The organism is Vibrio sp. 1401 (assembly GCF_033340295.1).
In genome coordinates this window covers 1-939 of record NZ_JAWOWF010000176.1, presented here as the reverse complement: position 1 = coordinate 939, position 939 = coordinate 1, and the positions used below count along the sequence as shown (strand labels likewise).

Below are 939 nucleotides of genomic sequence, written 5' to 3'. Positions count from 1 at the left end.
AACGCGATTTAGCAATGGCATTTTCTCGTGTAACTGAAGGTGCTGCACTCGCTGGTTACAAATGGCTTGGCCGTGGTGACAAAAACGCAGCCGATGGCGCTGCTGTTGAAGTTATGCGCACTCTACTGAACAAAACAGACATCAGTGGTGAAATTGTCATTGGTGAAGGTGAAATCGATGATGCTCCAATGCTATACATCGGTGAGAAAGTTGGTCTAGGTGGCGATGAAGTGGATATCGCTGTTGACCCTATTGAAGGCACACGCATGACCGCAATGGGTCAATCGAACGCATTGGCAGTGCTTGCCGCGGGTGAAAAAGGCAGCTTTTTAAAAGCACCTGACATGTACGTGGTTACACTGGTTGTTGGCCCGGGTGCGAAAGGCGTGATCGATCTAGAAAAGCCGTTGAAAGAAAACCTAGAAAACGTTGCTGGTGCGCTAAATAAAACGCTGGACACTCTGGTTGTCATCACTCTAGCAAAACCTCGCCACGATGATGTGATAGCAGAAATGCAGGCGATGGGTGTGCGTGTCTTCGCGGTGCCAGATGGCGACGTTGCAGCTTCCATCCTAACGTGTATGCCAGATAGTGAAGTGGACCTCATGTACTGCATTGGCGGTGCACCAGAGGGGGTGGTATCCGCAGCGGTGATTCGCGCACTTGATGGTGACATGCATGGCCGTCTTCTACCTCGCCACGAAGTGAAAGGCGACACAGAAGAAAACCGTATTTACGGCGCGGCTGAACTACAACGTTGTGAAGAAATGGGCGTAAAAGCCAACGTCGTCCTAAAAATGGAAGACATGGCGCGCAGCGACAACGTCGTCTTCTCAGCAACAGGCATTACAAAAGGTGACTTGCTAGAGGGGATTTCTCGCCAAGGTAATATTGCGACAACAGAGACGCTACTCGTGCGAGGCCGTTGCCGTACCATTC

General features: G+C 50.8%; 1 protein-coding gene. It reads left to right on the top strand.

Annotated features, from left to right (window positions below; all coding sequences use genetic code 11):
• Positions 1-939: class II fructose-bisphosphatase (gene glpX / locus R7Z77_RS24370; RefSeq protein ID WP_318136932.1), on the top strand; the 939-nt coding region annotated here is incomplete at both ends.